The sequence below is a fragment of the Streptomyces sp. NPDC058464 genome (assembly GCF_042721035.1).
Classification (GTDB): Bacteria; Actinomycetota; Actinomycetes; order Streptomycetales; family Streptomycetaceae; genus Streptomyces.
This window is the reverse complement of sequence record NZ_JBHXMA010000068.1, coordinates 13,560-40,489: the sequence shown is the minus strand read 5'-3', so window position 1 is coordinate 40,489 and position 26,930 is coordinate 13,560. Positions and strand designations below refer to the sequence as shown.

The following is a 26,930-nucleotide window of genomic DNA, read 5'->3' as shown; positions in this document are numbered from 1 at the left end:
GCGGCACCGAGGCCGGCCCGGAAATGCGGGTCAGGATGCGGCCTGACCGACCTCGGCCTGGTCAAGCCGACCGGGCTTGGGGATCAGCAGCACCAGCAGCGCGGCTGCTGCGGAACCGCCTGCCGCGAGCCAGAATCCGTTGGTGAAGCCGGAGTCGCGGTAGAACTGGGTGCCATGCATGATCTTGCCGCCACGGGCCATCAGGGAGAAGGTGAGCGTGGTGAAGATCGCCTGGACTATTCCCATCATCAGGGCCTGGGCGCCATTGGCGAGAGCCTGTTCCTTCGGCGAGACCGCTTCAATGATCATGATCGGGGCGACGGCGACGATCAGGCCGGCGCCTGGGCCCGACACCACACCCATGATGATCAATTGGGCTGCCGTATGGTGCAGGTGCGAGCCGAGGCCGTAGCCGACGGCGGCCAGCACTCCGCCCGTGGCCAGCAGGATCCGCGCGTCGAACCGTCGTGCGAGCACACCGGTCGCGATGGCGGTCGCGATGATGATCAGACTCAGCGGGGAGGTAACCCACGCGTTGTGCGTCGCCGTCCAGCCCAGGCCGTCGGAGACGGTCGGGATCTTCGGCATCAGTGCTAGCAGTTGTGTGTCCGTGCCGACCGCGTAGGTTGCTGCTGAGCCGACGGCGGTGGCCAGGAACACCGCCCAGACCTGGCGACGGGTCATCAGCGAGGCCGGGAACAGCGGGTGCTCGATGCGACGCTCGGCGAGCACGAAGACCATCAGTGCCAGCAGGCCCCCGCCCATGTAGGCGAAGAACGTGCCGCTGGTCCAGCCCCAGTCCGTGCCCTGTCCGATCGAGTAGACGATCGCGGTCAGGCCCGCGCCCAGCAGCAGCCCGCCGATCCAGTCCATCCGGCTCTGCTCCTCACGGACCGGGCTCTCGGGCACGAAGGCCACCAGGATCACCACACACAGCGCGGTGGAGACCACCATGAACCACAGCGCACCGTGGAAGCCCCAGGTGTCCAGCAGCCAACCGGACAAGAACGGGCCGCCCAGGGCGACGATGCCGATACTGCCTCCCAGCAGTGCGCTGGCCGGCCCGACCAGGCGACGTGGGAACACGTCACGGGCCGTCGCGTAGGCCACGGCCGCTGCCGCGCCGTAGATACCCGCGATGGTTCGCCCTACCAGCAGCATCGAATAGTTCGTCGACAACGCTGCGATCAGATCGCCGACCAGGCCGAACGCGGCGACGACGACCAGGACGCGCTTCTTGCCGTAGAGCGCGGCCGCCTTGACCGCAAACGGCAGCACGAAGGTGCCCACCAGGGCCCCGGCCTGGGTGAACCAGACGATTTCGGTGGTGCGGAAGTGGATCGCGATCTGAGCCTGGGCGTTTCCACTGAGCAGAACGACGATCGGGTTCAGTGCCACCGCCCAGAGGAGGGAGATCAGCACGAGCGCGTGGCGCATGCCGAACCCGGTGCCTTCCTCTGTTGGTTGTGGAGCGGTCTCGGTGTGGGACATCGGTGTCCTTTCGAGCGGGCGGGGTGGAGCTCGCAGGGCCGGATGGCGGCTCTTACGGTTTCGGCTGCCGAGTCCATCGAGGCCCGCCGTATCGATGCGGACCTCGCTCATCGCGATCAGTCGGCTCAGCGGCAGCGACTCAGCTCTAAGTGAAGCGCATCACTGAAGCGCTTCAGTAAGCTAGCATCGGATGCATCGAAAGCAACAAGGCCTCGTAATGCTACGAATTCATAACGCCACGGCTGGAGACGCAGTCCACTTCACCGGCCCGACGGCATTCGCGCTCTCCATGGCCGTGACCAGACCCCGGCGCCAACGGTGGCCGACTCGCAGGAACAGGGGCCGGCCTGGGATAAGGTCGAGGACGCCGACAACCTCAGAGGACCATGACACGCCCCCCGAAACGGACCACCGGCGTCGACGTCGCCCGCGCCGCCGGCGTTTCCCCCACCACTGTGAGCTACGTGCTCAACGACCGGCCCGGGCAGTCCATCCCGGAAGAGACCCGGCGCCGTGTCGTGGAGGCCGCCCAGCGGCTGAACTACCGGCCGCACGCCTCGGCGCGTGCCCTCGCCGCCGGGCGGAGCGACATCGTCCTGCTCACCATCCCCGACCTGCCGATCGGCCCGAGCATCAGCCGCTTCGTGGAGGAACTCGCCGGCTCACTGGCCGGGCACGGCCTGACCCTGGTCACCCACCTGCTGGGCGCACACGGACGTCCCCTGCTCGACGTCTGCGCCACCCTCGGCCCCTCGGCCGTCCTGGGCCTGGCCCCCTTCGATCAGGACACCGTCCAGGCATTGCACCGACTCGGGGCGACCGTCGTCCTGCCCACGAACGTGGACCAACCCCCTCCCTGGGAATCGGTCGGCCGGCTGCAGGCCGAACACGTCATCCAGCGCGGACACCGGCGCATCGGCTACGCACTGCCCGAGAACTCCTCGTACCGGCAGATGGCCGAGGGCCGCCTGCTCGGCGTCACGAACGCCTGCGCCGCCGCCGGCATCGCCCCGCCTGTCGTCGTCACCATGGATCTGGAGATCACCAGCTCCACCCGGGCCGTGACCGCCTGGAAGGGTCAGGACGTGACGGCCGTGTGCACCTTCAACGACGAGACCGCGATCGTCCTGCTGGCCGGCATGCGCGAACACGGCCTCCACGCACCCGACGACCTCGCCGTCATCGGCGTCGACGACCACCCCATGGCCCGCTTCGCCAGCCCCCCGCTCTCGACTGTCTTCTTCGACGTCCTGGAGGCGGGGCGGCACCGTGCCGAAGCCGTGCTCGCCGCCCTCGCGGGCCGCGAAGGCAACTTTCCCATCTCGCCCACCAACCCACAGGTCATCGCACGCTCCTCCACCTGATACGCGGACAGGCAATCACGGGAATGTGGTTGCCCTGCCGTTCAAGAACGGGGGCGTACCTCGTATTCGCGGGCCATGCAACGGTATTTCATGTGCCGGCCCAGGGGGCGCTCGACGGTCCAGCGGCGTGGGACCACGCAATACCCCTGCCAGCGGGGGCGCGATGGACGGCGGAACACTCGCGACGACGCGTTCGATCAAGATCTGACCTGCGACCGGGCCGTGCACGCTCACTGCGGCGGCCTTCCCCACGTCGATACTCTGCCCAGTCGGAGGACCAGAGATCTTGATGCTCGCGGTCGACACCGGCCAGGTCGCCATGAGTCAGGTGCCCGCTTGTCCGAAGATAAGCGCGGACGCGGCCTCCCATTCCCGGACCAGGTCGGCGTTGTCCGGGTCGCGCAGCCATTGCAGCTCCAGACCGTCCATCGTGGCCAGGATCTGCCGGGCCAGCGATTCCGGGTCCCTGCTGAGAGGCTTGGCCAGCTCGGACAGAGCTGCGAGCGCTCGTCGGTGACGGGCGAGGAAGTACGCGTGCGCCGGGTGGCGTGGCTCCAGTGACTCGGCGGCGAGCACGGCGTGCAGCCGGACGATCTCGGGCTGCACCGCGTTGCGCCGTACGATCGCGGCGCACACTTGCGGCAGGTCGACCACACCCTGCGTAGTGCCGTCCACCGGGGCACCCGTCAAGTCGCTGTCAGCCGTGCCGAGTTGCACGGCCAGTTGCAGTGCGTCCTCGATCTCGGCGTGCTCCAGGACCGACGCGAGCAGTCCGTCCTTCGAACCGACATGGTGCAGCAGCCCCTGGACGGTCAGGCCGCAGCCATCGGCGACGTCCTGCATCGACAGGCCCCAGAAGCCCCGCTCGGCGATCAGGCGCCTCGTCACCTCCACGATCTGCCGCCGCCGCTGGGCGGCCGGCAGTCGAAGCCGGTCACGCCGGTAAGCCGGGACTCCCTCAGCCATGTTCACACGGGCCTTCGTATCAGGACATCTCTTGTCGGCACACATCCGATGTTGTAATTTACAGCTTACCTCTTACCTAATAGGTACTCGGTATCGATGGGAGTGCTCCGATGCACCAGTCCTCCCGGGCGGCCGCTCTGCAGGGATCCATCCGCCAGATCGGCTACGTCGTCCGCGACCTTGACGAGGCAGTGGGCAATTGGCTGTCACTGGGGGTCGGTCCTTGGTACGTGATGCACGGACAACCCCTGCACGCGCTCTACCGCGGTCAACCCTGCACAGCCCCCCTGTCCCTCGCTCTCAGCAACTCTGGTGATCTGCAGATCGAACTGATTCAGCCGGACGACGAAACGCCCAGCATCTACACGGAGTTCCTGGCCTCCGGGCGGGAGGGATACCAGCAACTCGCCTGGTGGGTCGACGACCTCGACACGGCGGTCCAGGCCGTCGTCCGGGCCACTGGCTGGCCGGTCGTATGGTCCAGCGACGACAGGAAGAGCCCGATTCAGTACGCGTACCTCGAAGCACCCACCGGCCCGGCACAGGTCATCGAGATCATGGAGCGTTCCGCCGGCACGGACGGCTTCGCCGAGATGCTGCGTACCGCCGCAGCCACGTGGGACGGCAGTGAGCCGATCCGCTGCATGTCCCCGAACGGCACGTCCTGACGTCGGCACCGTCACCATCGGAGGAACGAAGAATGCCTGATTCTCGCCCGTCCAATGAGGTTCGTTGGGCGATCGTCGGGACTGCCGATGTGTCCCGGCAGATCGCCGCGGACTTCGCGACCGTTCCGGGAGCGAGCCGAGCGGCGGTGCTGTCCCGCTCCTTCGACCGGGCTCGCGCCTTCGCCGCCGAGTTCGACTTCTCGCGCGCCTTCGACGACATGGACGCCCTTCTGGCCGACTCGCAGGTCGACGCGGTCTACCTGGCGACCCCGCACGCGCTGCATGCCTCGATGGCGCTGCGGGCCATCGAGGCCGGCAAGCATGTCCTCGTCGAGAAGCCGCTCGGGGTGAACGCGGCCGAGGCCCGGGAGATCGCCGGAGCGGCGCAGCGCCGTGGCGTGTTCGCGATGGAAGCGATGTGGATGAAGTTCAATCCGAGCTTCCGGGCCTTCGTCGACCAGGCCCGCGCCGGCCGCATCGGCGACATCCGCGCGGTACGCGGGTACTTCGGGCTCCCGTTCGGGACGGCGGACTCGGACCGCTGGTCGGCCGAGCGAGCCAGCAGCACCCTGCTCGACCAGGGGATCTACCCCGTCACGCTGGCACTTGAGCTGCTCGGCACGCCCAGCGGAATCATCGCCGACGGTGACATCCGGGCCGACGGCGTCGACCTGACCGAGTACATGACGCTGCGGTACGACGGAGGCCGGGTCGCGCATCTGGCCGCATCCATGGTGCAGTTCATCGAACCGACCGCCTCGGTGAGCGGCACCGCCGGATGGATGACGATCCCCGCACCGTTCATGAGGGCCACCCAGTACGCCACCCATGCCCTGGACGGCACGTTCACCGGCGAGCTCTTCTCGTCACCCGACATCTCGCGATTCGACCGCGAGGGCAACGGCTACATCCCCATGCTCCGCGCGGTGACGGAGGCGATCCTCCGCGGCGACACGGAACACGAGTGGCACCCCCTTCGCGCCACCGTCGAAGTCTTCGACGTGCTCGACGGTATTCGGTCCGCTCTGGTGTCCTCTCGGACTGCACGCGCATGACCACTGAGGCTCAGTCAGCAGGAAGCGGGTCTGTCGGGATCGCAGTCGGACAAGGCAGCGAACCAGGTCGGCGCCTGCCCCTGCGGAGGCCGACCAGCTTGCTGAAGAGCGTTACTGGCAATTACCGCCGCCTGTCCGGCCGAAGGCCCCAACATGACCGGCGTTTCCCGTCGGGCGCGCCTGACGACCTGCTCGTCGAACGACGTCCCGCCCAGGAACGTAGACCGGTCCATTTTCGTAAACATCCCGCACTGCATCACGCAGTCCGGTCCGCCTCGGAACGGGACTGTGTCCTGGATCCCTCGCCACGGGGGAGGGCAGCCCGCCGTCAGGGCTGAGCGGCCACAGAAGGGTGGGCAATGCACCGGACCCGGCCGTGCTCCGCGGGTCCGGCGCTCAGCTCCCCGTGCGATTCTCGGGCAGGTTGCGGCTGCGTGCGGCCTGCGACGAGGCTCTGACTCGCAGCTCCGGGTGGATCTGGTAGTGGCGCGCAGTCGTTCGCCGGCCGGAGATCCGCTCCATCAGCAGCTCGATCGCCATCGCACCCATCTTCTCACCGAACTGCGAGACGGTGGAAAGCGACACCAGCGGGTGGCCGGCGACCTGGATGTCGTCATACCCCACCACGGAGACATCCCTGGTGGTCAGTCCCAGATCCGCGAGCGCGCGCAGCACGCCGATCGCCAGCGTGTCATGCCCGGCGAAGATGGCGGTGATGGAGGGATCACGGCTCAGCAGTTCGCGTGCCACAGCGTAAGCGTCGTCCTGTGCGTCACTGCAGTATTCGATGATCGAGTCCAGGCCGGCGTCGGCGGTCATCTGCTCGTACGTCAGCAGGCGGAGCGAGTGCGGGGCGCGCGGCTGGACCTCGGGCTGCATCCGCATCGTGAGGTGCGCGATCCGCTCATGCCCCAGAGTGCGCAGATGGTCGAGGGCCAACGTCGTACCTGCGACGTCGTCATTGGTGACCGTGTCGTAGTTGACGGAGTCGTCGTGCCGTCCGATGAGGACGATCGGAAGCTCAAGGGCGAGGGTCTCAAGCCAGGCCGGCGTGACCTCGGGCGAGATCGCTATGAGACCGTCGACCTGGCGGTCGGCCAGATTCTCCAGGACCGGCGCACCGCTGAGCTCGCCGATCCCTGGGGCGATCATGAGTTGGTAGCTCGAACCGGCCAACTGCGCCGCCGCACCCTGCATGATCTGGGTCAGGAAGTCGTTGCCGAGGTTGGGGATCTCCAGGCCGATGCTGAAGCTCGACCCCCTCATGGCCCGGGCCGCGATGCGGGGCCGGTAGCCCAGCTCCTGGATCGCGGCCTCCACGCGCGTCCGCATGGCATCGCTGACCCCGTACGCGTTGCGGATCACCTTGGACACCGCACCCTTGGACACCCCTGCAGCCCGGGCCACATCGTCCATCGAGGGGCGCCGAGCAGCACCGGCGGACGCATCCGATCCCACGGTTGCCCTCCTTCTTGAAACCATCCGCGAGGCTACCACCGCGCATCCGGCTCATGCCTCACGCTTGTAGACCGGTCGCCGCCGAATCCGATCACGCTCGCCTGCGCGCCGCTGCTGAGCAGCGCCTTTGCTAGAGTCCTCCGCCCCATCGGCGGCCCCGAGGCATCGCGAACCAATTTTTGTGAACCGGTTGACACTCGCACTCCCGAGTCCTACGGTCACTAGCACATTGCCGGACGAGTCCTGTTTACGGGGCAATAACGTCCAGGCTCCACGTTTGGAATCCAACGGAGCATTTCATGCGAAGAAACCGTGCATTCGCGGTCGCCGGTGTGGGTGCGGCCGCAGCGCTGGCACTCGCCGGATGTTCGACCGACTCGAATTCCGCCTCGGGATCCGCCTCCGGCAGCAAGACCCTCACGGTCGCCGGCTGGTCCGGTGACGCCGTGATGAAGGCGGTCGTCGCCCAGTTCGAGAAGGACAACCCGGGAGTCAAGGTCAAGTTGACCGGCTATCCCTGGCCGGCCATCCTCACGCAGATCAACACCCAGCTCGTCTCGGGCACCGCAGCCGATGTCGACGTCGTCTTCCCCGGCAACGGAAACCCGATCACGGCCCAGACCCTGGCCAAGGGCAAGTACCTCGCAGACCTCTCCGCCGAGAGCTGGGCTTCGAACTTCAACGAAGCGACCAAGAACGTCATGAGCGCCGACGGCAAGGTGCTGATGGTCGCCAACAACTCGACGATCATCCCCGCCACATACAACACGCAGGCACTCAAGGCCATCGGCAAGACGGCGCCCACCACGTGGAGCCAGGTGCTCGGCCTCTGCTCGGCCGCGAAGGCCAAGGGCAAGGTGGCCTACGCGATGGCCGGCCTCGCCGGCGGTACTTTCAACTACCTTCCCTACACTCTCACCGCCACTCTTGTGTACGGACCGAACCCGGGCTTCTCGGCCCAGCAGGCAGCCGGCAAAGCGACGTTCAGCGATTCCCAGTGGACCACCGCGCTGACGAAGTACCAGCAGATGCTCAAAGCCGGGTGCTTCACCAAGGACTCGCTCGGCACGAGCCTCGATGTCGCGCAGAAGCAGGTCGCCACGGGTGGCGCCCTCGGCATCGTGACGGTGAGCAACCAGATCGTGGACATCCAGAAGGACGCGCCGAGCGGAACGACGTTCGAGACCGCCGCGCTCCCGGCAACGGACGACCCCTCGCAGACCGTCCTGCCGGTCGGCCTGGGGGCGGGGTACGGCGTCAACGCCAAGGGCAACGTCGCGTTGGGGAAGAAGTTCCTCGACTTCTACATGTCCAAGAAGGGGATGGACGTCGCGGTCAAGGCCGGATCCATCTTCCCCAGCACCACGGTGGAGGGATTCAAGCCCACGCCGGCTCTGGCGGGTGTCTCGGATCAGGTGCACAGCGACAAGACCGCCGCGTTCCCCGACCAGACCTGGCCCAACGCCAACGTGACGCAGGTCTACCAGGACGAGCTGCAGAAGCTCCTGGGCGGACAGGCCTCGGTCAAGGACGTGCTCGCCGCAATGGATGCCGCTTACAAGGGATGAGCTGGAAGAACGGGACGGCGCGGCGCGAGGAACGCGCACCGCGCTGTCCTTCTGCAAGAGACAGCAAGGAGTCTCGACATGGCAACAAGTGCTGATCCCGCGCGCGCTGACGCGCCGGCCTCCGGATCGAGGCGTCGGTACCGCAGTTACGCACAGTCGGTGTGGTGGTTCGTTCTGCCCGCAGCCGCGCTCTACGCGTTCGCGGTGATCGTTCCTGCGGTCCAGGGCAGCCTCTTCGCGTTCACCGACTGGGACGGTGTCTCGTCGGCCAAGCACTGGGTGGGCTTGCACCAGTTCCGATCGATTTTCGACGACACGAACAGCTTGACAGCGATCAAGAACACCCTGCTGATCGCAGTCACGGTGACAGTGGTCCAGAACGCCATCGGCCTGCTCATCGCCCTCGGTGTGAACTCACGGATCAAGTCGCGGAACTTCCTTCGGGTTCTCTTCTTCGCACCTGTGGTGATCACGTCGATCGCGGTGGGTTTCCTCTGGCAGAACCTCCTCGCCCCGGAAGGTGCACTCAACCAGGTTCTCAAGGACATCGGCCTCGGTGGATTGCGGCAGAACTGGCTCGGCGACCCGAAGGTCGCGATCTGGGCGATCATCGCGGTCGTGATCTGGCAGTTTGTCGGATACTCCATGGTCATCTTCCTCGCGGGGCTCCAGGGAATTCCGGACGAAGTGATCGAAGCGGCGGCGATCGACGGCGCCGGCCCGGTCCGGCGTTTCTGGTACATCGTCCGTCCGATGCTGGCTCCGGCGTTCACGATCAACCTGATGCTCTCCCTCATCGGGGGCTTCAAGCTGTTCGACCAAGTCTTCGTTATGACCCAGGGCGGACCCGGCGGTGCGACCGACACAATTTCGACGCTGATCTACAAGAACGCCTTTCAACTGGGGCGATTCAGTAACGGCGCTGCCCTGGCTGTCGTACTCACCCTGTTCGTGGCTGCGGCATCGGCGTTTCAGTATCGGATGATCTCCAGGAACGAAGGCTGAGATGTATCGCTACACATGGAGGACAGGGGTCCTCGAAGTCGTCATGATCCTGACGGCCCTGGTGTTCATTTTCCCGGTCGTCCTGCTCTTCAACATTGCCTTCAAGGCTCCTGGCGACCAGAGCTCGACCCTTGCACTTCCCAAGCATCCGACCTTCCAGAACTTCGTCGACGCATGGCATCAGGGCGCTCTCGGCGGTGGGCTCATCAACAGCGCGATAGTCACGATCTTGACCATCATTTTCCTGGTCGCCTTCGCTTCGTCCGCGGCTTACCCCCTCTCCCGGCTGCGCTCGCGGTGGTCCACCGTCAGCTACTTCGCGTTCCTTGTGGGCCTCCTGCTTCCCATGCAGCTCGCTCTGCTCCCGCTGTACCAGACGATGCGCGACATCCACCTGCTCGGCTCGCTCAGCGGCGTCATCCTCGCGAACGTCGGCCAATCGATGCCGTTCACGATCTTCCTGTACGCCGGCTTCATGCGCGCCCTGCCCCACGACTTCGAAGAGGCTGCCGCGCTCGACGGCGCAAGCGCATTCCGCGCCTTCTGGTCGGTGGTATTCCCGCTGATGCGGCCGATCACGGGAACGGTCATCATCCTGAATGCGGTGTTCACCTGGAATGACTTCCTGCAACCGCTGCTCTACCTGTCGGGTTCAGGGAACAAGACGATCACTGTCGCCGTCTACGGATTCGTGGGTCAGTACGGCGCCCAGTGGAACCTTATCTTCGCCGGGATCATCATCAGCATCGTGCCGATCCTGATTACGTACTTCGTGCTGCAGCGCTACATCGTCCAAGGATTTGCGGGCGGCCTCAAGGGCTGAGTTCATCGTTATCCCCCCACCGCGATTTAGCGAATTGGAATTTACGTGACCATCTGGACGGGGCGCTTCATCGCGCCCGAAAACGGCATCGAATCCGCCCCGCGGTTCCGACGGGAGTTCTCCACCGAGCCAGGGCACGGAGGACTGGTCGCCGCCACCCTGCGACTGTCCGCATTGGGCATATGTGAGGCCTGGATCAACGGGCGGCCCGTGACGGACGCCGTACTGACTCCAGGGTGGACCAGCTACGAGTGGCGACTGCACTTCGTCGAGCTCGACGTGACCGATCTCGTCGACGAGATCTCGACGCTCGCGATCACCGTCGGCAACGGCTGGTACCGCGGACGTCTGGGCTGGATCGAGACGAATCGCTATGGCCCGGACATCGCTGCCTTCGCGGAACTGCGGCTGACCTACGCCGACGGGCACGAAGCGGTGGTCGCGACCGATGAGTCGTGGATGTCCGGTCCCGGACCGGTGGTCGCCGACGACCTCTACAACGGCCAGGCCATCGATGCCCGACGCGAGGACGACGCCTGGCTGCTCCCCGGATTTCAGGCCGACGGCTGGGCCGGTGTCCGCCTGGTGGACTACGACAGCGCCCGCCTCAGCCTCGACCCGGCGCCGCCGGTACGGCGAATCGCCCACCTGCAGCCGCAGAGAACATGGCGCAGCTCCTCCGGCGCCCTCCTCATCGACTTCGGACAGAACGTCGTCGGCTGGCTCAAGCTCCGTGTGCGCGGACCAGAGGGGACGGTCATCACGGCACGGCACGCCGAGGTCCTCGAAGACGGCGAGCTGTGCGTACGGCCACTGCGTTCGGCTCTGGCGACCGACCATTTCACGTTGAGCGGCGGCGACGACACCTTCGAGCCGACGATGACCTTCCACGGGTTTCGCTACACCGAACTCAGAGGCTGGCCGGAGGGGCTTCCGGTCGATGGCGCGGTGACCGCCGTCGTCGTCTCGTCCGATCTGCGCCGGACCGGTGAGTTCGAGTGCTCCGATCCGGATCTGACGACCTTCCACGCGAACGTCGTCCGCGGAATGCAGGGCAACTTCGTCGATGTCCCCACCGACTGCCCGCAACGCGACGAACGCCTCGGCTGGACGGGAGACCTCTCGGCGTTCGCACCGACGGCCGCCTTCCTCTTCGACGTGAAGGACTTCCTCCTCGACTGGCTGCGTGACCTCGCGCTTGAGCAGTCCCACGCCGACGTCGTCCCACTCGTCGTTCCCGACATCCTCAAGCACGCCGTCGACGCGGCAGCCGACCAACCGGCCGGCCCACCCGCAGGCCACCCGGTTGCCCTGTGGAGCGACGCTGCTGTCTGGGTTCCCTGGACACTGTGGGAGGCGTACGGCGAGATCACGATCCTGAGCGAGACCTTCCCGACGATGCTCGCCCACGCGCGGAGGGTCCGCGCGGCGCTGTCCCCTTCGGGCCTGTGGGACACGGGCTTCCAGTTCGGCGACTGGCTCGACCCGGACGCCCCTGCCGAACACCCAGAACGCGCCAAAGCAGACCCCGGTGTGGTGGCAACGGCGTGCGCGTACCGGACGATGATGCTCGTCGCACAGACGGCACAGCTGCTCGGCAAGTCCGCGGAAGCCGCGGAATTCTCCTCTACAGCCGCGGACATCCGGGCCGCGTTCCGTCGCCATTACGTCGGCGATCAGCGCATCAAGAGCGACTGCGCCTCCGTTTACACGCTGGCTGTCGCGTTCGGGCTGCTCGACGAAACGGAACGAGCCTGGGCCGGCGACCGGCTGGCTCAACTCGTCGAAGCGAACAGCCACCGTATCTCGACCGGCTTCGCCGGAACGCCCTTCGTCACCGGCGCTCTGAGCTCGACGGGGCACATCGACACCGCGTACCGCCTGCTTCTCCAGCGTGAGTGCCCGTCGTGGCTGTACCCGGTCACCATGGGCGCGACGACCGTCTGGGAGCGCTGGGACTCCATGCTGCCGGACGGTCGCATCAACCCGGGCGACATGACCAGCTTCAACCACTACGCGCTCGGGGCGGTCGCCGACTGGATCCATCGCGCTGTCGGAGGCATCGCGCCCCTGACCCCCGGTTACCGCGAGGTCCTGGTGGCACCACTGGTTGCGGACGGCATCGACTGGGCTCGGTGTGCACTGCAGACCCCCCACGGCCGAGTCGCTGTGGAGTGGCACCGCCTGGACGACCGCGTGACGGTCTCGGTGACCGTCCCCGTGGGCAGCAGCGCGGTCTTTCGCTGGCCGGGCCACGCCGACCGCGAACTGCCGTCCGGACATCACACCCTCGACGTCGAGTTCTCGCGGTCGCCCGTACAGAATGGAGTGGCTGGATGAACCGCCCGCCCGTGCGCGCCGACGCCCCCGAACGCCCGCATCTCGAGCCCTACCTCGATCCGAGCAGGCCTGTCGACGAACGCGTCGCCGACCTGATCGCACGCATGACCTTGGCCGAGAAGGTCGGCCAGATGCTTCAACTCGACGCCCGCGGTGACCTTGACGACCTCGTCCTCGGCTTGTTGTGCGGCTCGCTCCTGCACGCTTCTCCCGAGAAAAGTGTCCATGCCCGCGAACTGGTGATGCGGACACGTCTGCAGATCCCCTTGCTCATGGCGGAGGACTGCATCCATGGCCACTCGTTCTGGCCGGGTGCGACGATCTTCCCGACCCAGCTCGCCATGGCATGCAGCTGGGACCGTGAGCTTGTCGGGCGCGCCGCGCGAGCGACAGCCGTGGAGGTGTCGGCCACCGGAGTGCACTGGACCTTCTCGCCCGTGTTGTGCATCGCACGCGACACGCGGTGGGGAAGGTGCGACGAGACCTTCGGTGAGGACCCGTACCTGATCGGCGAGCTGGGCGCGGCCATGATTCAGGGATACCAAGGGGAAGGATTGGACGACAGGACTGCGGTTCTTGCGACGGCCAAGCACTTCGCGGGGTATTCGGAAACCCAGGGAGGCCGTGACGCGAGCGAGGCCGACCTGTCTCCCCGCAAGCTCCGCTCGTGGTTCCTGCCGCCCTTCGAGAAGGCTGTGAACGCCGGGTGCCGCACCTTCATGATCGGCTATCAAGCGGTAGACGGTGTGCCGATCACAGCAAACAGTTGGCTGTTGAACGATGTACTCAGAGGCGAGTGGGGCTTCACCGGAACCCTGGTGACCGACTGGGACAACGTCGGTCGGATGGTGTGGGAGCAAAAGGTGTGCGCCGACGACGTCGAGGCGGCCGTCGTGGCAGTCACAGCGGGCAACGACCTCGTGATGACGACACCGGCGTTCTTCCACGCCGCCCAGGCCGCTGTGGCGCAGGGACGCCTCGCAGAGTCCGCGATCGATGCCGCGGTCGCCCGACTGCTCCGGTTGAAGTTCGAGCTCGGGCTGTTCGAAGATCCACGCCTCCCCGACCGCTCGCGGCAGGAGTCGGTCATCGGCTCCGCCGAACACACCGCTCTCAACCTCGAACTGTCGCGGCGCTCACTCGTGCTCCTGCGCAACACCGGGATCCTGCCGCTGGACGGGGGGACAGCACCCAGCGGGGCCGCGCGGGCGTCCTCGGCGACACCACGCACGATCGCAGTCCTCGGACCGCTCGCCGACGACCCCCATGCCCAACTGGGCGACTGGGCGGGCGCATCCGGACAGGTGGACTGGCTGCCCGACGGGCACCCCCGCGAGTTGACCACCACCGTGCTCGACGGATTCCACCGCGTTGTCCCCGGTGACTGGACCGTCGTCCATCGACGTGGTGCGGAGGTCGGCCGCCTGATCCCGGATCCGGCCGGCCCTGTACTGCCGGACGGCCAGCCGCGACCTGAGTTGTTCGTGCCCGCCGAGGTCGACGAGGCGGAACTTGCCGAGGCGGTGGCGGTCGCGTCCCAGGCGGACCACATTGTCGTGGTCGTCGGCGACACCGTCGGTCTGACCGGAGAAGGTCGCTCCACCGCGTCGCTGGAGCTCATGGGCGGTCAGATCGCCCTCCTCGATGCCCTACAGAAGCTTGATCGGCCCTTCGTCGTCGTCCTCGTCCAAGGCAAACCCTCGACGCTCCCCGCTTCGGCCCTGGGAGCAGACGCCATCATCCAGGCCTTCAACCCGGGGATGCAGGGTGGCCGGGCGATCGCCGAGCTCGTGCTCGGACACATCGAGCCGACCGGGCGACTGCCGCTCAGCGTTCCACGCCACGCCGGACAGCTGCCGATCTACTACAACCAGGTCCGGGGACAACACGGTTACAGATACGCCGATCTGACACAGGATCCGCTGTTCGCCTTCGGCGAGGGCCTCAGCTACACGTCGGTGCACTACTCGGAGCCGAAGATACAGAATCCTGTCGTCCCGTCCACCGGCACGGTGCGAGCCACGGTGACACTGACCAACACGGGCCGGCGTCCGGCGCGAGAGACAGTGCAGGTGTACGTCCGCGACCGCGTGACAAGCGTGACGTGGGCCGATCGCGAGCTGAAGACCTTCACTCAGGTCGACGTCCAGCCGGGTGATTCAGTCGAGGTGGAGATCCTGGTTCCGGCCGCTGACTGCAGCCTCGTCGATGCCTCGGGACGCCGTGTCGTCGAGCCAGGTGAGTTCGATCTCCTGGTCGGGAGTAGTTCACGCATCGAGGATCTTCGCGCCGCTACCTTCACCATCGAGCGTCCGGGCGGAGCGACTTCTTGAGTCCCGCCGCGGCGAGGCTGTTTCCCTCGTCAGACCAGTCGACTTGGTCCCGGACCCGAGGGATCACCTCGAACCGAAAGTGCAGACCGGCGAGTTCGCCGGAACCGATCCCGCGCAGGCACCAGCCATACAGGACACCTGATGGTGTTCCGTCTTCATCGATCTGGTTCGGCGGCGGGCCGCACCTGAGTAGCTGGTGGCGGTCGGATCTTGAGGGGTGCGCGTCGAACGGGAGTCCAGAGCGAACCATGAACAGGCTTGGCAACGACCGCCCGAGGCACGTAGGTGGACTGGGTCCGCCTGCACTGCCTCCGGGCGGGATGCGGACCTCTTCTCGTCCTCCTTCACAGCTGGTCGCGGACCTCGCACTGTCGGCATGCAGATCGACGGCCTGTCCGTCGGCAAACTGAGCGATCCGGCAGAAGGGCAGCATGTCGAGTCCGGTGGCCGTGGCATCGCCGTGCGCTCCGGATACCGGGCAGGGAATCGGTCGACAGTCCGGACAGGTTCTGGCCTGAGCTTGAGGTCTCAGGTCCTCATGAGCCGCCTCGCTTGGCGCGGAATGAGGTGCGGCCGTTTCGCCGCACCATTGCCACGGTGGTGGCGAGTCTGCCGCGACTCAGGTCGGGTTGCAGGCCGTTCCCGAGGCGGTGTATCTGGTCGGTGTGCCAGCTGAGGTCCAGTACTCCGTCGAGGGACTTGAGGTCGGTGATCCTTTCCAGCAGGCTTCGCATGCCGTAACGCAACTGGTGTGCCGTGAGTGCGTCGGCTTCGCCCGCGAGCATGAGCCGGGCTGCGTCTGGTGTGGTGATCGTCGGGCGGCCGATGCCGACCATGTCGCATTCGCCGTCCTGTACGGCTCGTTGCATGGCATCGCGGGTGCGGAATCCGCCTGTGACGGCGATGGGGATGTCGCCGACGAGTTCGCGAACAGTACGGGCGTACTCCAGGAAGTACGCCTCGCGTGCCCTCGTGCTGGGGGCGGCAGAGCCGCTCATCGCCATGGACTCGTAACTACCGCCGCTGACTTCTATGAGGTCGACGTGTTCGCGGGCGAGCGCGGCCAGCACGGCCTGAGACTCCTCCTCGGTGAAGCCGCCCCGCTGGAAGTCTGCGGAGTTGAGCTTGATGCCCACGGCGAAGCTGGGGCTGACACGGGCACGGATCCGCCGGACGACCTCAAGGCCGAAACGCATCCGTCGTTCGAGGTCGCCGCCCCAGTGGTCGTCGCGTCGGTTCGACAGCGGTGACAGGAACTGAGAGATGAGATATCCGTGGGCCCCCTGCACCTGTACCCCGTTGAAGCCGGCTGTCTCGCACACGGCCGCGGCCGCGGCGAAGCGTTCGATGATCTCCTCGATTTCTGCCGGTCGCAGCTCCCGCGGCGTCTTGGCTCCGGGTAGCTTCGGTGCGATCGGGCTGGGTGCCACCGGCGTGTGTCCGAGCGCCAACGGGTTGGCCTGACGTCCGGGGTGGTTGAGCTGTGCCCAGATCGGAACACCGGCGTCCTGGGCCGACTTGGCCCAACGTGAGAGGGCGTGGAGATCGCGCTCGTCCTCGATGACTATGTTGCCCGGTTCGCCGAGCTGGGTGCGATCGACCATGACGTTGCCAGTGATCATGAGGCCATATCCGCCTCGGCTCCACCTGGAGTACAGACGGCCAAGGCGCTCGTCCGGCGCGTTGTTCTTGTCTCCCAGTGCCTCGCTGAGCGCGGACTTCATCAGGCGGTTGGCCAGCACTTGGCCGTTCGGAAGAGTGAGGGGGGTGTCCAGCATGTTCATCGGGGCTTTCCTTGGGTGTGGCCGGCGCAGCCGGGACGGCAGGCAGGGTCGGGTTCAGGCCAGCGCGGGCCGATGGATCGTCACGCGAAGGCGGGAGGAGGCTGGTAGCCCTCGAGCTCTCGACCCAGGAGTTCCGCGAACTTGATGGTGGTGAGGTCGCCGCCGCTCGGACCCATCACCTGCAGCCCGACGGGCATACCGTCCCTGCCCGTTCGGACTGGGACGGTCGTCGCCGGAGAGCCAGCCACATTGGCAATGGCGCTCCACTTGACCTGGTCCCAGTAGGGGCGGGCCCGCCCTTCGACCTGGATCCGGCGTCCGAATCTGTCGATCGGCTTGTTGTGGTGAGGCGGTGCCGTGGTCGGAGTAACTGGCATGAGCAGGACATCGAATTCCCGGAAGAACTCGGTCCACCGCTGCCGGAGCTCATGGCGTACGACGTCCGCCTGCAGCCAGCTGTAGTGCGACTGGAAGGTTCCTCGCAGGGCGTACAGCGCCTCACCGCCAGGATGCTGGGCAACACGCGCGAGGAGCGCAGCGTTGGAGGCCGCTGTCAGTCCGGACCGGTCGTAGGTGAACGCACCGAAGAGAAGGCGCAGGAAAACGTCATGGCTGGTCGCCATGTCGACAGGGAGGACGGTGGGCTGCAACTCGACCTTCGCGTCGGCGGCCTTGAGGGCGCTCAGGGCATCGTCCACTGCGGCTTCGACGTCATGGTCGACGGGACACTGCGCGTCCTCGCTCCACACCGCGACCCGGAAATCACCCAACTTGCTCGCTCGGGGTGGTGCGAGGGTGTAGCTGAAGCCGCCGTCGCGCTCAGGCGGTCCGACCGTCGCGTGGAGGATGGGAACAAGATCGCGCGCCTCGCGCACCTGGGCGCCCGCACAGGCGAGGTCGATCTCCCCCCATCGCCCTACGCCTGGTCCGCCCGGCACGTGGCCGATGAGCGGGATGGAGCGCCAGGTGGCCTTGTGCCCGTAGAGGCCGCTGAAGTGTGCTGGGATCCGGGTCGATCCGCCGATCTCCGAGCCGAAGTCGAAAGCGGTGAGCCCTGCGGCTGTCGCCACGGCGCCACCCCCTGCGGAACCTCCGGACGTGCGGGCGGTGTTCCACGGGTTCAGCGTCGGCCCGAACACCGGGTTGTCCGCCTGGACGTCCTGGTTTCCCGCGGGCATGTTGGTCTTGCCGATGATCACCGCGCCCGCCGCACGCAACCGTCGTACCGCCTCAGCGTCCTGTTCGGGCACGTATTCCTTGAGGTCGGGCCGACCACAGACCGTCCGCATACCGGCGGTCTCGTAGCTGTCCTTCAGTGTGATCGGCAAGCCGTGAAGCGGGCCGATTTCCGCCCCGCTCGCGCGTTTCGCGTCGGCATTCCTGGCCTCGCGCTGCGCCCGCTCGACGTCCACGGTGACGATCGCGTTCAGCGTTCCGTTGTGGGCGCCGATCCGGCTCAGGTAGATCTCAAGCAGTTCCTCGCTCGAAACCTGGCCCGAGGCCAGCGCACTCAACTGGTCCGCGGCTGACTGGAAGGGGAGGTCATGCACGAAGAGCCTCATTTCTGTATGCGCGGATTCGGCGGGCCCAGAAGTGGAGATGTGGCCGCACCGGCGTCCCGAGAGGGAGATCGCGTCCGCGGTGTGCGCTCCATCGAGGAGCGCCGCTCCGCCGCGACCGCCCGAAGCGTGTCGATGCCGGCCGTCGACACCTGTCTGCTCGGAGCTCCTGGGGTGCTCGGCCGGAAGGTCCCTCGCCATGCGAGGAAGGGGGCGGGCGAGGTTCCGTGGCGGCGAGTTTTCGCCCCGACAGCACGAACGCCCAGCAACCTCAGGAGGTCAGGAGATCTTCGCCCTTGCGGGCGTCGAGGCTGGCGACGATGCTCTGGACCTTGCTGTCGCCGATCAATCGGGACTCCATCGCAGGCGCGAGGACGCCTCGCAGCGCCGAGACGGCGGACCAACGGCGGGGGCGGACGACGCGCGCGTCCCGGCGACGCAGTCCGGCGACGATGGCGCGCGCCGCCTGCTCGGGGCTGATGCGCTTGTGGAGTACTTTCGGCAGGCCGTTGAGGAGTGCTTGTGCCGCGGGGTCCTGGTCGACGCTCTGCCGGATCATGTCGGTGTTGATCATGGCGAAGTAAGCTGTCGTCACACTGGCCTCGTGAGCGGCGAGTTCAACTCGCAGTCCCCGGCCGAGTTGCTCGACGGCCGCCTTGCTCATCGCATAGGGGATCGTCCCTGTGCCGTTGACGTAGGCGAACACCGACGACAGCAACACCAGGCGACCCTTGCTCTCAATGATGTGTGGCAGCGAGGCGTGGACGGTGTTGAGTACCCCGCGGACATTGACATCGAAGAGCTGATCGATCACAGGAGGCGAGGAAGCGCGGAGTGTTGCACCCCTGGCCGCCACACCTGCGTTTGCGATCACGATGTCGAGGCAACCGGTTTTCTCCACCACGTTCTCGACGACTCTGGACATGTCGGCAAGATCGGTGACATCCCCGCGCAGCGCGGTGACTCCCTTGTTGACGCCCTGGCCGGCGCTCGATTGATGGAGGTCGACCACGAAGACCAGGGCCCCCTCCTCACTCAGGCGCCGCGCAGTCGCGGCACCCAGCCCCCTGGCACCGCCGGTCACGAGTGCGACTTTCCCTGCTATCGAGTCATCTCGCCTGTTCCCTGCCATAGCGCCTCCCTGAACATCGTCGTCCAGACCCTGAAGGCAAAACGCCGGCGGGTCGGCGGAGCTTTACATTCCAGTCATAATATTACGACCGTAAGACATTGCCAAGGGTGACGTAGGTTCTTGAGGGCATGTGACGGCCGCCACTCGTGTCGTCCGCTTGTCCGGCGCGTGCGCAGGGGAGCGTAGGCGACCAGCCGGAGAGGGGGCTTGTCGAGCCGCTCGCGTTGCCGAAAGAAACCGCCCGCCCGAAGGCCACAGGGAGACCAGAGAGCTCGCGCTGGCATCGCCACCGGCCAGATCCAAGGCCGGGTCGACCCCGCGCTCATCGGTCGCCGCCGCACGGCCCTCCCGAACGCGCCGAGATGGGCAGCGTCGGATTGCTCAATCAGTCCCCCTAGCTGCATCACATGGTCCTCTCCCTCCGTGCGCGCCTCCCCTTTCACGCCGCTCTTCGCAACCGAGCGGTCTCCACCAGGTCCACGAAGGCGATCGCCTCCGCGACATCCTTGGCAAACGCAGCAGCGCCCCAGCACCGCGGCTCGTCCTCGGACCGACCGAGACACCCGCCCACCGGCATGCGCCCGGCTCATCCGGCGGAGCTGGGGAAACGGCCATGGCCGCGGACTCCCCTGCCGAAACAACGCCCTCGGACACGGCAGCACCCGAACTGCCCGCCCAGTTATGAGCCTGCGGCGGATCCTTCCCACAGAACACCCCCCTCTGTCGCCACCCGCTGCCCGGCTGACCGTTCAACCAAAGGGTTGAACCGGAAGACAGCATCCGGACGACGCGCAACGGCGCAGCTCATCGGCAGACTTGCCGCGCCGCCGCATACGAAGCGCGACGGCAGAACCAGCAGGAGGATCCCCACCACCATGCCCAGGAACTTCAGCAGGCGCCGGCTGCTCACCACCGGAGCCGGTGTCGCACTCAGCGGTGCCGCCTCGGCGGTCACCACCAGCGCGCAGGGTGCTCCCCCGGTCAGCGCCTCACTCACCGGTGTCCGTGAAGAGACGCGCTCCCTCGACGAGCTCTACGAGCAGGCCATCGCCGAAGGCGGCAAGCTCGTCCTGTACCAGGGCGGGGACGTCGACGGCCAGGCGGCCGGGGTGCGGGCCGGCTGGGCCGCCCGCTTCCCGAAGGTCGAGCTGACGGCCGTCGTGGACTACAGCAAGTACCACGACGTCCGTGTCGACAACCAGCTCGCGACCGACACCCTGGTCCCCGACGTCGTCCAGCTGCAGACGCTCCAGGACTTCACCCGCTGGAAGCGGGAGGGCAAGCTGCTGCGTTACAAGCCCGCCGGGTTCTCCAAGGTCCACAAGGGTTTCAAGGACCCGGACGGCTCTTGGACCGCGCTCATGGTCATCGCCTTCAGCTTCATGTACGACATCCAGGCCGCCGGCTCCAGCGCGCCCACGACCCCACTGGATCTGCTCGACGAGCGCTGGAAGGGCGCCATCGCGTCCTCCTATCCGAACGACGACGACGCGGTGCTCTACCTCTACCACCTGTACCAGCAGAGGTACGGCTGGGACTGGGTGGCGCGATTCGCCGCGCAGCAGCCGCAGTTCGGCCGGGGTACGAACACTCCGGGTGTCGCCGTCAACAGCAAGCAGAAGACCATAGGTGTCGGCGGCTCGGGCAGCACGGTCTCGACATCGACCACCGTGAAGTGGGTCGTGCCAACTGGTGACCACCCCTTCATGGCGTGGGGGCAGCGGGCCGCGATCCTGAAGAAGGCCGCTCATCCGGCGGCCGCCAAGCTGTACGTGAACTGGCTGCTGTCCGAGGAGCACCAGATGGCCAGCTTCAACGGCTGGTCGGTGCGTACGGACGTCACCCCGAACGCGAACCTGAAGCCGGTCTGGGAGTTCCCGAACGCCCACGTCGACGGCTTCCCGCAGTTCATGGAGGACCGTGCCGAGGCCGAGCGGCTGAGGCAGACCTTCGCCCTCTACTTCGGCGAGGTCAAGGGCGACCCGTCGCCGGGCTGGCTCGGTCTGCACCCTGGGCGCTGACACCAACGCGTGGGATCACGGCCCCACCTGAGCGCTTACGGTGATCACACAGGCCACGGCTTACCATTCTGGCCCTGTTGTCGTCGCCGCCCGGCCCGCCCCAGGGAGCCGTAGCCGTGTCCCTCACCGCCCCTGCCGTACGCCGGCCCTCCGTGGCGGAGCGCTACCTCCCCCACCTGGTGTTCCTGGTTGCCCTCGCCGGCACCCTCGTACGGCTTTTCGAGCTCAACCACGAACTCTGCTGGCGTATCGCACCGCCCACCGCGGGGCTGGCCCTGGCGTACGCGACCGGGCTGGCCCAGTGGGACCAGCTGGGCCGCCGGGCCCGAACCGCTTGGCTGGGCCTCCTCCTGCTGCTGTGGACCTGGGTGGCCTGGAGCCTTCCGGTGCCGCTCGCCTTCGGATACGCGTGGCTGGCCGTGCCGTTGGCCGTCCTGGCACTGCGGATGCCGACCCGAGCGACACGTGCCACTGCGCTCGGTGTGCTCACGGCAGTGCTGTTCGCGGTCCTGTTGCGGGCGGGCGGCGGCCTCGATCCCGATGTGCTCGCACCGCCGGTCGCCGCCCTGTGGGCAACCGTGCTCCTCTACCGCACCCAGCAGCGACTGACCTGTGAACTGGCTTCCACACGGGGCGAGTTGGCGCGACAGCAGCAGGAGGCCGGGCGCCTCGCCGAGCGGGCCCGGATCGCGCGGGACCTGCACGACACGCTCGCCCAGGAGCTCTCGGGCAGCCGCATGCTGCTCCAGGCCGCCGAGCGGGACTGGGAGCGACGTCCGGAAGCCGCCCGCCGACACGTGCGGACGGTGGCCGGCTCACTCGGCGAGCATCTCGCACAGACCCGGGGCATCATCGACGACCTCACCCCACCTGTGCTCGCCCGGGAGGGCCTGGAGGCGGCGCTGCGCGACCTGTGCGCCCGCGCCGGCACCGCGACCGGGTCGCCCGAGATCTCCTTCCGCACCCAGCACGACCTTTGCTCCCTGCCCACGGAACAGGCCGTGGCCCTGCTGCGGGTGACTCAGGGGCTCCTCGCCAACGCTCGCGAACACGCGCGGGCCGGACACATACGCGTCACCTTGGTCTACGGCGACAAGGCGACCGCGGCCGTCGAAGTCCGCGACGACGGAGTGGGCTTCGACCCGACGGCCGTCCGCCCGACGGACACCGGCCGCGGATTCGGACTGACCGCGGCACGTGACCGGCTGGGTCTGTTCGGCGGAACCCTCACTGTCGACAGCGCTCCAGGACACGGCACCCGCGTACGGGCGGCCCTGCGAGCCGAGGGACGAGTCCCGGTCGGCGCTCCATGAGCGAGGCTCCCGATTCGCCGCTGCGGATCCTCGTCGTGGACGACCACGCCGTCGTACGAGCCGGGCTGCGGGCCCTTCTCGAAGGCGAACCCGGCTTCGAAGTCGTCGGCGAGACCGGCGACGGCATCGACGCGGTACGTCAGGCGGAGCGGCTGCGTCCCGACGTAGTGCTGATGGACCTCCGGCTGTCGGACGCGGGCGCCACGCACAGCGGCCGCCACGGTATCGACGGCATCGAGGCGACCCGCCGGATCCTCGCCGGCTCCACGAATGCCCGGGTGGTTGTGCTCACCAGTCATGGCCACCAGGCCGATGTGCTGCGAGCCGTTGAGGTCGGCGCTCGCGGCTACGTCCTCAAGGCGGGCCCGCCCGAGGAGTTGTTCCGCGCGGTACACGCCGCGGCGGCGGGAGGCATGGCGCTGGCGCCGGAAGTCGCGGCGCAGTTCGTCGGGCGGCCGGCCGAGCGGGGTCCTGTGCTCAGCGAGCGCGAGGTCGAGGTCGTCCGGCTCCTGGCTCAGGGACACAGCAACCGGTCCATCGCAGGCGCCCTGCACCTGGCTGAGGCGACGGTCAAAACCCACCTCATCCGTATCTACCGCAAGCTCGGCACCGAGAACCGCGCCGGCACCGTCACGGAAGCGGTCCGACTCGGCCTGATCGAACTCAACTGAGCCTGATACGGGCTTCGGTCTTCGGAAGAGCGGCAATCGCCGGAGACTCCGCGGAATCCGAAGCCACCGTCTCGTGAAGTTCCCGGCAGACCTGCCCAGCGCCCGGGAGCACGACGCACTGGCTCGCGTTCCAACTGAGCAGCCATCCAGTGCGACGACAAGGCCGGAGCCCTGCTCGCGATCAGCTCGAACGGCGGTGACGGCTCGCCAGTCGATCTGGCGAACCGTCGCGGCCCGCAGGATTGGGCACGTGTGCCGTTGACGCTACTCGTCGAGGAACTGGACAGCGTGCTTCAGGAACCGCTCGGGGTACTGGAACTGCGCTCCGTGCCCGGCATCGGGGTAGATGATCAGCTGGGCGTCGGGAATGTTCTGGGCAAGGTGCCAGGAGTTGATCGAGGGGATCATCACGTCGTCCTCGCCGTTGATGACCAGCGTCGGCTGGGTGATCGCGTTCAGGTAGACGAAGGGCGTCTCGCCCGGCCGCAGCGGCGAATAGACCGCGATCGCCTCCGCCTGCGCCATCATGAGTTCGGGCGAGCTCGGCGGGTCCTGGTCGACCCGCTGGTGACGCCTCTCCCAGAAGGCCTTGCCCGCTTCCCGCGCGACCTCCGAACGTCCGAAGAACAGGAAGAGGAAGTCGTCCACGGTCGGTATCGCATTCGTCGCGACCTCCGGCACCTTGGTGTTGGTGGACTCCTCCCCGCCCCGCAGACCGGTGCCGATCAGCAGGAGCTTGCGCACCAGCTCGGGGTGGCGCAGCACCACCTCCTCTGCCTGGACACCGCCGATCGAGAAACCGAGCAGGTCGACCTGTTCCAGCCCCAGCGCCCGGATGACCGCGGCGATGTCGTCGGCCATGTCCTCGATCCGGTTGCGCGGCGTACCGGACGACGAGGCGAGGCCACGACCGTTGAACAGGATGACCTCACGGCCCTCTGCCAGGCCGTCGGTGATCAGCGGATCCCAGTTGTCCATGCCACCGCGGAAGTGCTGGACGAAGAACAGCGGAACGCCGGAGGGCTTCCCCCAGCGCCGGTACGCGAACCGGTCTCCGTCTACCTCGATGTACTGAGTCGGTGCGGTCACATGTGTGTCACTCACGGCCTGGCCTTTCTGTAGTCGGCGCCACTTAGAATGATGGTCATAATCCAAAAAGTCAATCACTTTGATGTCGATCGTCATCTATGTATGGTGGACAGTCGGGCTTCGGCAGAAGGGCGGGCTGGACATGCGGGTCACCAAGGCGCAGGCGGAGCAGAACCGTGCACACATCGTCGCGACAGCCGGCAGGCTGTTCCGCGAGCGCGGCTACGACGGTGTCGGCGTGGCGGACCTGATGGCGGAGGCCGGATTCACCCATGGCGGGTTCTACAAGCACTTCCACTCCAAGGCCGCCCTGATGGCAGAGGCATCCGCGAACGGGCTCTCACGGACCGCGTCACTGACGGAAGACCTGGACATCGCCGAGTTCGTCGAGTCCTACGTCTCCCGGGAGCATCGCGACGGGCGCGGCGAGGGCTGTACCATCGCGGCCCTCAGCGGCGACGCCGCGCGTCAGCCCGAAGGCATCAAGACGGAGTTCGCAGCGGGCATAGAGAGCCTGACAGCGGCCCTTCAGGCCGGAGGCGACACGGCTGCAGACACGGACCAACGCACGGCCCGCGCCACGGTCATCGACGTACTGGCCCACGCGGTCGGCGCACTCATGCTGTCCCGGGCGTGCCCCGACCGCTCTCCACTGGCGGACGAAATCCTCGATGTCTGCCGTGAGGCAATCCTCGCGTCTCTGACACACGGAGACGGCAGCCGGCCAGCAGCAAAGGGCCTGGTGAATTGATCTTGAGTCAGGCCTGTGCCGCACAGAGGTCGAGGCCGTCCGCCGAGACGGAGTCGCCCACGACACGACGACCACCCGCTTCACAGAGCACCACAACCGGCTCACCGACCTGCTGAGGGATGCGACCGCCGTGCGGGGCGAGCGGCTCCGTTCCATGGGACCTGCGCCGCGGCACCAACCCGCCCCCGAGCGGCAGTTGCGCACGTCGGCGGCACAACGGTCCCATACTCACTCCTGAGGGTGCCCCGACGGGGCAACGCGCCAGAGCCGCCCGACAACAGCGCGGTCACCACTGCGCGCCACTTCGTCCCACAGTCCTTGACTACCGCGGTCGCGCCTTGGAGGACCTCGCCCCCCGCAATGCGCATTCGCCGGCACAACACTGTCGATAGATTCACATCCGGCACCCCGAGTACCTGGGCGACTCTGCTTGACGTTCGCCAGGGGCAAGGTATTACGGTCATCATATGGATATTCGAGCGCTCGTATTCGATGTGTTCGGCACGGTCGTGGACTGGCGCTCGGGCGTCGCGCGTGACACCCGTCGGCTGGTACCCGACGTGGACGCCGAGGCGTTCGCGGATGCCTGGCGCAGCCAGTACCTCCCCTCACTGGATCGGGTACGGCGTGGCGACCTGGCCTGGGTGAACCTCGACGCGCTGCACCGGGCGTCACTCGACGAACTGCTCGCGGAATACGGGGTGCCGGATGTGCCCGAGAGCGTACGCACCGAGCTCGTGCTCGCCTGGCACCGGCTGGACCCCTGGCCGGACTCGGTCTCGGGGTTGGAGCGTCTGAAGAAGCGGTTCGTCATCGCGTCGCTGTCCAACGGCCACGTCGCGCTGCTCGTGAACATGGCCAAGCACGGCGGGTTGCCCTGGGACACCGTGCTGTCGGCAGAGCTCTTCGAGCACTACAAGGGCGACCCCGAGGCCTACCTGGGCGCCGCGCGACTGCTCGGCCTCCCGCCGGAGCAGGTCATGATGGTCGCCGCACACGTCGACGACCTCGCTGCGGCCCGAGCCTGCGGCCTGCGCACCGCTTACATACATCGTCCGCAGGAGTACGGCTCGAAGGCTGTCCGGCCACCGAGCACCGATCCGAAGGCCGATATCTCCGTGGCCTCGCTGACGGAACTTGCCCAACGTTTCAATGCCTGAGGCTTCAGAGCCCGTTGGGAATCCACCAGTGACCACCACTTGCCGGCAACTGCGATCAGCCAAGTTCCGCACACCCGCTGACGTCACCGCATTCCTCTCGAACAGCAGCCCTGTCAAGATCAAGTCGTCGCGTTGACTCTCTGCGAGCCCTCAGAATTCGTAACTCGATCTTGCTGAGGTACGCGGTGCGACCGAGCACGTCACCTCATAGCAGCGGACAGCCCGCGGCGAGCCCGGGAAATGCCAGGTAGTTGCGGGGATGACGCTTGTAGCGGGGGCTGAGTCCGCGGTAGCCGGACAGCCACGACATCGTCTTCTCAATCACCAACCGCGACGCCCCAATCGTTCGCCGGACTCGATGCCTTGCGGGGGATCCTTG

20 protein-coding genes and 1 pseudogene are annotated in these 26,930 nt (G+C 67.0%); 13 read left to right on the top strand and 8 right to left on the bottom strand.

Features of this window, described 5'->3' with window-relative positions; translation table 11 throughout:
- Positions 1 to 30 precede the first annotated feature (30 nt).
- Entirely contained in the window at positions 31 to 1,491 is a 1,461-nt protein-coding gene (locus tag ACFWPQ_RS48255; RefSeq protein ID WP_384050568.1) for an MFS transporter, read from the bottom strand.
- A gap of 386 nt (positions 1,492 to 1,877) precedes the next feature.
- Here ACFWPQ_RS48255 and ACFWPQ_RS48250 point away from each other — a divergent pair, with 386 nt between their 5' ends.
- Positions 1,878 to 2,855: a LacI family DNA-binding transcriptional regulator gene (locus ACFWPQ_RS48250; protein WP_384050565.1), complete on the top strand. Its 978-nt coding sequence runs from the start codon at positions 1,878 to 1,880 to the stop codon at positions 2,853 to 2,855.
- Positions 2,856 to 3,179: 324 nt separating this feature from the next.
- Here the strand turns inward: ACFWPQ_RS48250 and ACFWPQ_RS48245 are convergent, their stop codons facing one another.
- Complete coding sequence (locus ACFWPQ_RS48245; RefSeq protein ID WP_384050571.1) at positions 3,180 to 3,821, bottom strand: TetR/AcrR family transcriptional regulator; 642 nt, start codon at positions 3,819 to 3,821, stop codon at positions 3,180 to 3,182.
- A gap of 110 nt (positions 3,822 to 3,931) precedes the next feature.
- Here ACFWPQ_RS48245 and ACFWPQ_RS48240 point away from each other — a divergent pair, with 110 nt between their 5' ends.
- The gene (locus ACFWPQ_RS48240; protein WP_383718054.1) at positions 3,932 to 4,489 is read left to right on the top strand and encodes a VOC family protein; all 558 of its coding nucleotides are present in this window, start codon (positions 3,932 to 3,934) and stop codon (positions 4,487 to 4,489) included.
- Between the two features lie 32 nt (positions 4,490 to 4,521).
- Positions 4,522 to 5,544, top strand: a complete 1,023-nt coding sequence (locus ACFWPQ_RS48235) for a Gfo/Idh/MocA family protein (RefSeq protein ID WP_383718051.1) — start codon at positions 4,522 to 4,524, stop codon at positions 5,542 to 5,544.
- 396 nt (positions 5,545 to 5,940) lie between these two features.
- Here ACFWPQ_RS48235 and ACFWPQ_RS48230 read toward each other — a convergent pair whose 3' ends face one another.
- Positions 5,941 to 6,960, bottom strand: coding sequence for a LacI family DNA-binding transcriptional regulator (locus tag ACFWPQ_RS48230; RefSeq protein WP_383718048.1), 1,020 nt, complete (start codon positions 6,958 to 6,960; stop codon positions 5,941 to 5,943).
- Between the two features lie 341 nt (positions 6,961 to 7,301).
- Between ACFWPQ_RS48230 and ACFWPQ_RS48225 the strand changes: the two genes are divergently transcribed.
- The 5 genes from ACFWPQ_RS48225 to ACFWPQ_RS48205 all read left to right on the top strand — a co-directional run bounded on the left by ACFWPQ_RS48225 (position 7,302) and on the right by ACFWPQ_RS48205 (position 15,071).
- Positions 7,302 to 8,570, top strand: coding sequence for an ABC transporter substrate-binding protein (locus ACFWPQ_RS48225; RefSeq protein ID WP_384050562.1), 1,269 nt, complete (start codon positions 7,302 to 7,304; stop codon positions 8,568 to 8,570).
- A gap of 78 nt (positions 8,571 to 8,648) precedes the next feature.
- Positions 8,649 to 9,575 (top strand): carbohydrate ABC transporter permease, encoded by a 927-nt coding sequence (locus ACFWPQ_RS48220; RefSeq protein ID WP_383718042.1) that lies wholly within the window; start codon positions 8,649 to 8,651, stop codon positions 9,573 to 9,575.
- A gap of 43 nt (positions 9,576 to 9,618) precedes the next feature.
- The gene (locus ACFWPQ_RS48215; protein WP_384050559.1) at positions 9,619 to 10,398 is read left to right on the top strand and encodes a carbohydrate ABC transporter permease; all 780 of its coding nucleotides are present in this window, start codon (positions 9,619 to 9,621) and stop codon (positions 10,396 to 10,398) included.
- Positions 10,399 to 10,443: 45 nt separating this feature from the next.
- Positions 10,444 to 12,738 (top strand): family 78 glycoside hydrolase catalytic domain, encoded by a 2,295-nt coding sequence (locus ACFWPQ_RS48210; protein ID WP_384050556.1) that lies wholly within the window; start codon positions 10,444 to 10,446, stop codon positions 12,736 to 12,738.
- Positions 12,735 to 15,071, top strand: coding sequence for a glycoside hydrolase family 3 N-terminal domain-containing protein (locus ACFWPQ_RS48205; RefSeq protein WP_384050554.1), 2,337 nt, complete (start codon positions 12,735 to 12,737; stop codon positions 15,069 to 15,071). The genes ACFWPQ_RS48210 and ACFWPQ_RS48205 overlap by 4 nt, the downstream gene beginning before the upstream one ends.
- A 536-nt stretch (positions 15,072 to 15,607) precedes the next feature.
- Here ACFWPQ_RS48205 and ACFWPQ_RS48200 read toward each other — a convergent pair.
- The 3 genes from ACFWPQ_RS48200 to ACFWPQ_RS48190 form a co-directional block, all read right to left on the bottom strand.
- On the bottom strand, positions 15,608 to 16,855 hold the full coding sequence (locus tag ACFWPQ_RS48200; RefSeq protein ID WP_383718032.1) for an NADH:flavin oxidoreductase/NADH oxidase family protein: 1,248 nt from the start codon (positions 16,853 to 16,855) through the stop codon (positions 15,608 to 15,610).
- Between the two features lie 80 nt (positions 16,856 to 16,935).
- Positions 16,936 to 18,417, bottom strand: a complete 1,482-nt coding sequence (locus ACFWPQ_RS48195) for an amidase (RefSeq protein ID WP_384050551.1) — start codon at positions 18,415 to 18,417, stop codon at positions 16,936 to 16,938.
- A 268-nt stretch (positions 18,418 to 18,685) separates the two neighbouring features.
- Positions 18,686 to 19,498: an SDR family NAD(P)-dependent oxidoreductase gene (locus ACFWPQ_RS48190; protein ID WP_383718025.1), complete on the bottom strand. Its 813-nt coding sequence runs from the start codon at positions 19,496 to 19,498 to the stop codon at positions 18,686 to 18,688.
- Between the two features lie 923 nt (positions 19,499 to 20,421).
- Between ACFWPQ_RS48190 and ACFWPQ_RS48185 the strand changes: the two genes are divergently transcribed.
- From ACFWPQ_RS48185 to ACFWPQ_RS48175, 3 genes are all read left to right on the top strand, one after another.
- Positions 20,422 to 21,567: an ABC transporter substrate-binding protein gene (locus ACFWPQ_RS48185; protein ID WP_383718022.1), complete on the top strand. Its 1,146-nt coding sequence runs from the start codon at positions 20,422 to 20,424 to the stop codon at positions 21,565 to 21,567.
- Positions 21,568 to 21,683: 116 nt separating this feature from the next.
- A complete protein-coding gene (locus tag ACFWPQ_RS48180) occupies positions 21,684 to 22,880 on the top strand; it encodes a histidine kinase (protein ID WP_384050548.1) in 1,197 nt (398 codons plus the stop codon).
- Positions 22,877 to 23,551, top strand: a complete 675-nt coding sequence (locus ACFWPQ_RS48175; RefSeq protein WP_383718016.1) for a response regulator — start codon at positions 22,877 to 22,879, stop codon at positions 23,549 to 23,551. Before ACFWPQ_RS48180 ends, ACFWPQ_RS48175 begins: the two co-directional genes overlap by 4 nt.
- Before the next feature lie 264 nt (positions 23,552 to 23,815).
- Here ACFWPQ_RS48175 and ACFWPQ_RS48170 read toward each other — a convergent pair whose 3' ends face one another.
- Positions 23,816 to 24,736 carry an alpha/beta fold hydrolase gene (locus ACFWPQ_RS48170; RefSeq protein WP_384050545.1) on the bottom strand — a complete coding sequence of 307 codons (921 nt, stop codon included), beginning with the start codon at positions 24,734 to 24,736 and terminating at the stop codon, positions 23,816 to 23,818.
- Between ACFWPQ_RS48170 and ACFWPQ_RS48165 the strand changes: the two genes are divergently transcribed.
- Together ACFWPQ_RS48165 and ACFWPQ_RS48160 are read left to right on the top strand one after the other, a co-directional pair.
- Complete coding sequence (locus ACFWPQ_RS48165; RefSeq protein WP_383718011.1) at positions 24,723 to 25,391, top strand: TetR/AcrR family transcriptional regulator; 669 nt, start codon at positions 24,723 to 24,725, stop codon at positions 25,389 to 25,391. The two genes, ACFWPQ_RS48170 and ACFWPQ_RS48165, sit on opposite strands and share 14 nt — an antisense overlap.
- Positions 25,392 to 25,858: 467 nt before the next feature.
- A complete protein-coding gene (locus tag ACFWPQ_RS48160; protein ID WP_384050542.1) occupies positions 25,859 to 26,551 on the top strand; it encodes a haloacid dehalogenase type II in 693 nt (230 codons plus the stop codon).
- Positions 26,552 to 26,756: 205 nt separating this feature from the next.
- Here the strand turns inward: ACFWPQ_RS48160 and ACFWPQ_RS48155 are convergent.
- A pseudogene (locus ACFWPQ_RS48155) lies at positions 26,757 to 26,928 on the bottom strand (IS5/IS1182 family transposase); the annotation flags it as partial.
- Positions 26,929 to 26,930: the final 2 nt, after the last annotated feature.